The sequence below is a fragment of the Ideonella azotifigens genome, from assembly GCF_006519715.1.
GTDB lineage: Bacteria > Pseudomonadota > Gammaproteobacteria > Burkholderiales > Burkholderiaceae_C > Ideonella > Ideonella azotifigens.
Genome location: NZ_VIDT01000202.1, coordinates 1 through 8,352 on the forward strand (window position 1 = coordinate 1; position 8,352 = coordinate 8,352).

The 8,352-nt window shown below is 66.0% G+C and carries 8 protein-coding genes; 4 read left to right on the forward strand and 4 right to left on the reverse strand.

Annotated elements, in window-relative coordinates:
* A partial coding sequence (locus FKP22_RS13920) for a hypothetical protein (RefSeq protein ID WP_141288082.1) occupies positions 1–404 on the reverse strand: 404 nt, incomplete at its 3' end.
* A gap of 215 nt (positions 405–619) precedes the next feature.
* Between FKP22_RS13920 and FKP22_RS13925 the strand changes: the two genes are divergently transcribed.
* Positions 620–1,429 carry a helix-turn-helix transcriptional regulator gene (locus FKP22_RS13925; RefSeq protein ID WP_141288083.1) on the forward strand — a complete coding sequence of 270 codons (810 nt, stop codon included), beginning with the start codon at positions 620–622 and terminating at the stop codon, positions 1,427–1,429.
* A 93-nt stretch (positions 1,430–1,522) separates the two neighbouring features.
* Here FKP22_RS13925 and FKP22_RS13930 read toward each other — a convergent pair whose 3' ends face one another.
* The 3 genes from FKP22_RS13930 to FKP22_RS13940 form a co-directional block, all read right to left on the reverse strand.
* Complete coding sequence (locus FKP22_RS13930; protein ID WP_141288084.1) at positions 1,523–2,056, reverse strand: hypothetical protein; 534 nt, start codon at positions 2,054–2,056, stop codon at positions 1,523–1,525.
* A 224-nt stretch (positions 2,057–2,280) separates the two neighbouring features.
* The gene (locus tag FKP22_RS13935) at positions 2,281–2,559 is read right to left on the reverse strand and encodes a hypothetical protein (RefSeq protein ID WP_141288085.1); all 279 of its coding nucleotides are present in this window, start codon (positions 2,557–2,559) and stop codon (positions 2,281–2,283) included.
* 287 nt (positions 2,560–2,846) lie between these two features.
* Positions 2,847–3,005, reverse strand: coding sequence for a hypothetical protein (locus tag FKP22_RS13940; protein WP_211361407.1), 159 nt, complete (start codon positions 3,003–3,005; stop codon positions 2,847–2,849).
* A 447-nt stretch (positions 3,006–3,452) separates the two neighbouring features.
* On the opposite strand from FKP22_RS13940, the gene FKP22_RS13945 reads away from it, so the two are divergent.
* From FKP22_RS13945 to FKP22_RS13955, 3 genes are all read left to right on the forward strand, one after another.
* Positions 3,453–5,324 carry a potassium transporter Kup gene (locus FKP22_RS13945; RefSeq protein ID WP_141288086.1) on the forward strand — a complete coding sequence of 624 codons (1,872 nt, stop codon included), beginning with the start codon at positions 3,453–3,455 and terminating at the stop codon, positions 5,322–5,324.
* Between the two features lie 265 nt (positions 5,325–5,589).
* On the forward strand, positions 5,590–7,053 hold the full coding sequence (locus FKP22_RS13950; RefSeq protein ID WP_141288087.1) for a hypothetical protein: 1,464 nt from the start codon (positions 5,590–5,592) through the stop codon (positions 7,051–7,053).
* 211 nt (positions 7,054–7,264) lie between these two features.
* Positions 7,265–8,352, forward strand: a 1,088-nt coding sequence (locus FKP22_RS13955) for a POTRA domain-containing protein (protein WP_170200900.1), incomplete at its 3' end; no start/stop codon positions are given.

An 8,352-nucleotide genomic window follows, 5' to 3' on the forward strand; every position in this document is an offset into this window, starting at 1 on the left:
TCCGGCAGCGCCGACAGCGAGCCCAGCGGCAGTGCATGGCAGCTGCGCGAGGCGCTGTCCACATGCAGCTCGCGCAGCACCACCGGGGTTTGCCCGCGCGAAGCGCGCATCACGCGCACCCGGAAGCTGCCCTGCGCGTCCAGCACCAGGGCCAGTTCGCGCGCAGTGGAGAGCTGGGCCCAGGGCTCGACATAAAAGCTGTTGCGCAGGGTGCCGCTGCCCAGCCAGTCGTCGGCCCGCAGTTCCAGCGCGGCTTGCGAGGCGGCCAGCATCAGGCCTTCGCTGCCGGCGAGGTAAAGCTGCTGGGCACCCAGCATGGACCTGTCGATGCCTTGCAGCCGGTACCAGTCGGTGCCGGCTTGTCGGTGCCAGGGTTGCAGGGGGATGGGCGAGGGCGGTGTCACGGGCTGGGGCCGAAGGGGCCGGATCTTGCAGGCCTGGGCATCTTCGTTGCGGCCGATGACGGTTTCACGTCAGCAGGCGCATAAGGCTGGCGTTTGTAGAAGCGTAAACGTCATGTAAAGGTCATGCTGGCGGCCTAAGCTCGCGCCCGTTCCGGGAGGAGACATCAAATGCAGTACCTAACTTGCGAACGGCGCGTCCAGGCGACCGGTCGCCCATGAATTCATTGCGACCACCGCTGTCCAGCCAAGTGGAATTTGGCGATGCATTCCTGCGCGGTATGGAAGCGGCGCATGCGATTGGCTCGCCGCAGCAGTTCTTTGTCTGGCTGCGGCTGCACATTCATCGCTTCGTGCCGCACGAGCTGGCCTTGTGCCGCATGGACGGCGGCCGCGGCATGCGGCGGACCCGCATGCTGAACTGCGTGCCGCTGCCCGAAGCACTGAAACTTTCGTTGGCAGACCCCGACGCGCCAGTGTGGCGCCGCCTGCTCGAGCTGTGGGAGCGCGGTGACGAACGCGCGCTGCAGATCCCGCTGGCGCAGCTGGAGGCACCGGGCAACCGGCGCGAAGGCGATACCGCCCAGCCGCTGTTTGCAGGCCTGGGCGAGGCCGGTTTTCGCAGCCTGCGCGTGCATGCGCTGCACACGGGCCTGTCGCGTGGCGGGCCGGAGCTGTTGTTTGCCTTTGTCAGCCAGCAGCCCGCCAGCGAGGCCTGCATGGCCGACGCGCTGACGGCGCTGGAGCTCTGGGTGCCCTACCTGCACTTTGCCTGGATGCGCGCCGAGGGCGGGGCGCAGCTGGCCTCGCGCCGGCAGCCAGTGGGCGAGGGCTCGGCGCTGTCTGCGCGCGAGTTGCAGGTGCTCTCGGCCGTGCGGGATTCACACGCCAATGCGCAGATCGGCGAACTGCTGGGCATCAGTCCGCTGACGGTGAAGAACCACCTGCGCAGCATCCAGCGCAAGCTGGGCGCACGCAACCGCGCGCATGCGGTGGCCGAGGCCATGGCGCGCAGGCTCATCGCTTGAGCCAAACGGGTCACACGGCTGCCACGACGAAGGGCCGCCGGCGACTTTCGAAGGTGACTGCCTGTTCGATACGCCAGCAAGATGCCTCGGCGCTCAGCTGAGCCTCGCGTCATCCGGCAGCATCGCGCCGACTTTCTCCAGGAACAACGCAGCCCGTTGAGGGCCTGCCTGCTCGGCGATCAAGCGGGCGGTCTCGCCCAGCCAGATTCGCAACTCGCCTGGGCCAATCACGGCGCGCGAGGCCTGCCGGATGGCGCCGTCCTGCCCGGGCAGCATCAATGCCGCCAAATCCATGGCGTACATCTTGGCCGCCGCCAGCGAGGGCATGGGCGCGGGTGCACGCTGCGGGCTTGCCGTGGGTGGCTCGGGTTCGGCGGGAAGCGGTGCCGCGGCTTTCTGGCCCGGCGCCGGCTGGTTGGCGCCCCACTGCAGTAGCCCGTCGCTGACGAGGTTGTTCAAAGCCGAAGCACCGATGCCCAACTGCGCGGCAGCTTGCGCGAAGTGCCGCAGCGGCTGTCGGCCGTCGATCATGATCAGGAACAGCCGCTGGCTCCTTGGCAGCGCATTGCGCTGGCGAAGCAACTCGCGCGCGAGCTCGGTCTTGCAGGGAATGGCATCGGGGTTCATGCAGCGCAAGCCCGGCCATTGCGCAAAGCCAATCGCCCGAGCTTCCGTTAAAGCCTGCAGTGTTAGCGAACGTAACGACAGCAGCGTGACTCAGCGTGACTGGACGCCGGCCGTCATGCGTGCCTCATGGTGCAGCAATCTGTCCGGAAGCCAAGCCGGGCGCGGACTTGGCCGGAGGCCGCCGTACTTGTCCACGGCTTGTCCCCACATCAAGGGGACAACGCTCAATGCGGTCTCACGGATGCTGGGGACCAAGCGGCGGGCTCAGCAGCCTGCACTTGCGAAACCAATCCACGGTCCAGCAGCTTGCGCACTGCCGCCTTGAGTTCATTGCCGATGGGCAGGCGTTCCTCCAGGTGGCTCAACGGCGTGAAGCCATTGACCAGCAGCAGCAGGCGGCGGTCATCGGTTTCCAGGGTGGAAGAATCCTCCACAGCCACCTTCTGGCCGTTCTGGGTGCGGGCGAGCACAAGGTCGCCTCTGAGATCATTGGGCATGTACACGGGTGGCTCCTTCAAAAGTCGTGCGCAGGGGGCGGCGCCAAGCGCCGGGTCGTCGCAGTTGCCGTGATGGCCCGGGACCACGCTTCGTCCTGGCCACTCGTCACATTCAAGCAAGCAGTGGCCACGTTGACGCGGCTTTCTGAAGGGGCAATGAACTTGCCTCGCGTCATCACCCGGTCATGGGTGTGCGCTGGCCGATGGTAGGACGCGCCGAGGCCTCGGGCAAGTCTGGCTGGATCATCAGTCCCAAAGGGGCTTATCGGATGGCGCTTGTCGTCACTCGAATCTCACCAACTCTTCAACCGCCGCAACTGCGGCGTCTTCTTGTGCATTTGCGCGTCCATCCGGCCGAACAGGTCGCGCAGGATGTCCACCGCTTCCAGCAAGTGCGGACCCTTGTTCAGCATCACGCATTCGGCCCTGGCACCCATGGCCGCGTCGGTCATCTCGGCCCAGGGATGACAGTCCCAACAGCATCAAGTCTCTTTGCTGCGGACGAGGATCGCGTTTCCTCAGGCAGAGATAGGCCGCCAGGTTGCGCGCACCGGATTCGAAGCTGGCGCGCCCGATCCGGGTCGGCCAATGCGACTGCAGCGCGGGAGCCTCGGAAGCGATCTCCAGGGTCAACGCTTCAAGCTCGCCGTAAAAGCGTTTCGGCTGATCGCATGGACTGTCCTCTGTTGGTGGCGGACTCAGGCTAGGCCGGTGGCTTGACGGGATGGTGACACTCTGCCGTTCATTCTTCTGACGGCTGCGGACCGTGACCTGTGAAGTGCCCAATGCGCCCGCAACCAAACTGAGGTGTTGATGGATCCGAGAGTGCCAAGCGCAGCGGCGTGGCGGCTCAGCGATGGCAAGCATTGGCGGGCGCGCGTCGTGGTACGGTCCCGGCCATGACAAGAACCAACGACCGGCATGGCTTGGGCGCACTGACGCTGGGCGCATTGGGCGTCGTCTACGGCGACATTGGCACCAGCCCGCTCTACACGATGAAGGAGGTGTTCAACCCCGCCAACAACGTGCCGCTGGACGCGACCAACATCATCGGGGCGGTCTCGGTGATCTTCTGGGCGCTGATGCTGGTCGTCACGCTCAAGTACGTCATCCTGATCTTGCGGGCCGACAACCGCGGCGAAGGCGGCATCATGGCCCTGACTGCGTTGGCCGCCACCAGCACGCCGACACGCCGGACCGCGCTGCTGCTGACCGGTGTCCTGGGGGCCGCGCTGTTTTACGGGGACAGTGTCATCACACCGGCGATCTCGGTGCTCGGGGCCGTCGAGGGACTCGAAGCGATCACGCCCGCCTTCAAGCCGTATGTGCTGCCCATCTCGCTGATCGTGATCATCGGCCTCTTCATGGCACAGCGTTTTGGCACTGAAGCTGTGGGCAAGCTGTTCGGGCCGATCATCACGGTCTGGTTCCTGGTGCTGGGCGTCATGGGCGCCCTGCAGATTGCCCGGCAACCCGGCATCCTGGAAGCCCTGAATCCGCTGGAAGCCTTTGCTTTCCTGCAAGCGCGCGGCTGGCACCTGTTCGTCATCATGGGCTCCATCGTGCTGGCGCTCACCGGTGCAGAGGCGCTGTATGCCGACATGGGGCACTTTGGCGCGCGGCCCATTCGAATTGCCTGGACGACCCTGGTGCTGCCATCGTTGGCGCTCAACTACATGGGGCAGGGGGCGCTGCTGATGAGCGACCCTGGCGCGCTGGAAAGCCCGTTCTACCGCTTGTTCCCGTCGTCCCTGCTGATCCCGGCGGTGCTGCTGGCGACCGCCGCCTCGGTGATCGCATCGCAGGCGGTGATTTCGGGGGCCTACTCCATGACGAAGCAGGCCATCCAGCTCGGGCTGCTGCCGCGCATGCACATCCTCAACACCTCCGAGAAGGAAGCCGGGCAGATCTACGTACCGATGGTGAATTGGGTCGTGATGGTCGCGGTGCTGCTGGCGACGGTGGGCTTTGGCAGTTCGTCCGCACTGGCTTCGGCCTATGGCATCGCCGTGACGATCACGATGTTCATCACCACGATGCTCACCTTTTTCGTGGTCCGCTACGCCTGGAACCACTCGCTTGCGCTGGCGCTTGCGGCCACCGGGCTGTTCCTTCTGATTGACGCAGTCCTCGTGGTGTCGTGCTCCCTCAAGCTGCTGCAAGGCGGCTGGTTCCCGCTGGTGATGGGGGCCGCGATATTCGCGATCATGTCGACCTGGAAACGCGGACGCGAGTTGCTGATCGAACACATCCGAAGGGACGATCCTGACCTGATTCCTTTCATCACGTCTCTGGCCGAGGACAAGGAAGCACACCGCATCGAGCGCACCGCCGTGTACGCCGTTGCCAATCCCGGCACAGTGCCGCAAGCCCTGATGCACAACATGAAGCACTACCAGGTCCTTCATGAGCAGAACCTGATCCTGACCGTGAAGTTCGAGGAGGTACCTCGTGTGCCGATTGGCGAGCGTGTACGGGTGACTCACTTGGTCAAGGGCTTTTGGCGCGTGGAAATGAGTTACGGCTTCATGGACGAGCCCGACATCCCGACCGCGCTCGAACAGTGCGCGAGTCAGGGGCTGACCATCGATCAGGGGGCAACCTCCTATTTCCTGAGCCGTGAGATCGTCGTGCCGACACCTGGGTCAGGCATGGCGCATTGGCGCGAATCCTTGTTCGCAACGATGTCGCGCAACGCTGGCAGCGTTGCGGAATTTTTCAAGCTGCCGCACGGCTGCGTTGTGGAGTTGGGCACGCGCGTGCAGATCTGACGGGCGCCCGAGCATCGTGACAGCGTGCGCCCGCGCACACAGGGTCAGCCCAGAGGCGATTTACGGGCATGCCGCGCTGCATTAGGGGGTTGCCAGCCCATTCCCCCTTGAATGACAGCTGGCCGGTTGCGCATGGTCCGAATGCCGCATCGCAATCGGCCTGCGTGCCCCTCGCGGTGTCACTCCCGCTGGAGATAGTCAGGCCTGTTGCACGTTGTATGAAGCGCAACTGCCCGACAACCAAATTCCCTTGATGGAGTCACACATGAAAACTCGCCTGATCGCCCTGGCCGCGATGGCTGCTGTTGGCAGCGCCCACGCCCTGAGCCCCGCCCAAATCGACGCAGCCCGCACCGCCGGCACCTTGAAAGAGGTCTACATGGCCGGCGGCTCGGCCCAGCGCCTGTTCGTCGGTGCCTGGTTCCAGGCGCAGTGCAACCCGTCGACGTTCGACGTGTTCTTCAACGGCACCGGTGCCGCGCCTTCCGGCAGCAACTACCGCGCCTATTCCTGCAACCTGAAGAAGAAGGTTGGCAACTGGGTGGTCGGCACCCCGGTGCTGTTCGTCAAGCGTGACGCAGGTGGTTCGTTCCAGGGCGTGAACCCGATCGCCACCGCCACCCCGCAGGACCTGATGGCCGTCAACGGCACCTGCACCGCCACCGGCAACGCTTCGCCGGCCACCGACATCCTGGTCCCCAGCTTCGCCTGCAACAACACCGTCTCGCGCCTGGCCGATGCCGGCGTCTCCGACGTCGAGCCGGCGCTGTTCCAGAAGCCGGTCAACCTGCCCGCGCCGCAAGTCAAGGTCGACACCACGACGCTGGACTCCAAGGCCTTCAACCAGACCATCATGGGTGTGGTGGTCAACAAGAAGCTGTACCGCGCGCTGCAGGAAGCCCAGGGCCTGATCGCCGCCGGTGGCGTGATCGACGAAGCCCCGAACAAGATGCCCACGCTGTCGCGCACCTTCGTCGCTTCGGCCATGTCGGGTCAACTGACCGGCAGCACCGCCGACAAGCGCGGCTGGAACATCGTCGTGCCGGCCAGCGTCGACGCCGCCGTGCTGGGCAAGCAGGTCAACGTCTGCCGCCGCAACATCGGCTCGGGCACCCAGGCCAGCTTCAACGTCGAACTGCTGAACGCCGGCTGCGGCACCGGCACGGCGACCTATGCACCGGTCGGCCAGACCGTCGGCACCGACAACTCCACCGTCGTCGCTTCGCCCGCGCTGGCCGAAACCGGCACGCTGGCCTGGAACCTCGGTTCGGGCTCCGGCGCCGTCGAGACCTGCCTGGGCACCACCGTCGAAGGCCTGCCTGGCACCGCCTACGCCATCGGCATGCTGAGCCGCGAAAACACCCCGACCCCGACGGGCACCAGCACCGACAAGGGCTACCGCTTCGTCAAGCTGGACGGCGTTTCGCCGGCCCGTGACTCGGCCAAGGTCGGCAACTACAAGTTCGTCTACAACGCCACGATGCAGTGGAGCAAGACCACGCTGACCGACGCGGACGTCAAGGCCTTCCTGACGGCCCTGCGCGCCAACGGCGGCAAGGCTGCGCAGCTGAACGTTGCAGACGTGGATACCCAGCAAGGCGTGATGGCCGCTCCGGCCAGCTACACCGGCGCCTACGAAGACCAGACCGACCCGGTCACGCTGAAGTTCGCTTCGCGCATGGACCGCAACATCGCGGCTTCGTGCTCGCCGATGCGCATCGTCAAGTAAGTCACGACAACGCTTCCCGGCTTCGCGCCGGGCCGGCCCGGAGCTCGCTCCGGGCCGCATGCAGGGTGGGTGCCACATCGCGCGGCCCCACCCGTTTTTTCTTCTGCTGCAGCCGGCGCTGCCTCCGTCACAAATCCGCCTCGCGGGCCGGGTTGGCATGGGCCGTTCGGGCCATGCCGCCAGGCCCGCTGCGTCACCCCATCCACCGAACATGCGAAGCGTGAATCATCTCGCCGCTGCTTCTGTCCTTTGCGCTCGTCTGCTCGCGCCCGCGCTTGCGCTGGTGCTGGCCGCTCTGCCGGTTCTCGCCCAGGCGCAGCCTGCAGGCTTCGATCTGCTGGAGCTGCAGGTCGAAGGCAACACCGTGCTGCCCGATGCGCTCATAGCGGCCACCGTCGAGCCCTTCCTCGGCCCCGGCCAGGGCATGAAGGGCGTGGACGCGGCGCGCACCGCGCTGGAGGCGGTCTACCAGAGGGCGGGTTACCTGACGGTGCTGGTCGACGTGCCCGAGCAGCGGGTGGACGGCGGCGTGGTGCGGCTGGTCGTCATCGAAGGCCGTGTCGGCGCGCTCTATGTCGTCGGCTCGAAGTACCACGACCAGGGCTACATCCGCAGCAAGGTGACCGAACTGAAGCCTGGCGGCGTGCCGGACTTCAATCGCGTGCAGACCCAGCTGGCGGAGGTCAACCGCAGCGAGGACAGGCGGGTGCAGCCGGTGCTCAAGCCCGGCCGCCTGCCCGGCACTGTGGACGTGGAACTGCAGGTCGACGACAAGCTGCCGTTCTCCGGCTCGGTCGAAGTGCACAACCAGCATTCGGCCGGCACCGAGCCGATCCGTCTGCAGGCCACGCTGCGCTACGAGAACCTGTTCCAGCGCGACCATGCGCTGCAGCTGAACTTCATCACCGCGCCGTTGGCACCGCAACAGTCCAAGGTGCTGGTGGCCAACTACACGGTTCCCGACAGCGAGACCGAGAGCTGGAACTTCTCGCTGACCTTGTCGAACAGCGACGTGGAAACGCTGGGCGGCAGCCAGGTGCTGGGTCGCGGCACGACGCTGGGCCTGCGCCGCGCCACCGTCTTCTCGCATCACGGCGGCGAACGCACCGCCACGCTGAGCTGGGGCGCCGACCTGAAGCTGCTGCGCGAGCGCACCGTGTTCGGTGCCGGCGAGATCGCCACGCCGCTGCACTACCTGCCGTTCCAGCTCGCCTACAGCGACCAGATGAGCGACGGCGACTGGCGCATGCAGTGGAACGCCAGCGTCACCGCCGCGGCGCGTGGTCTGCTGGAGCGCCA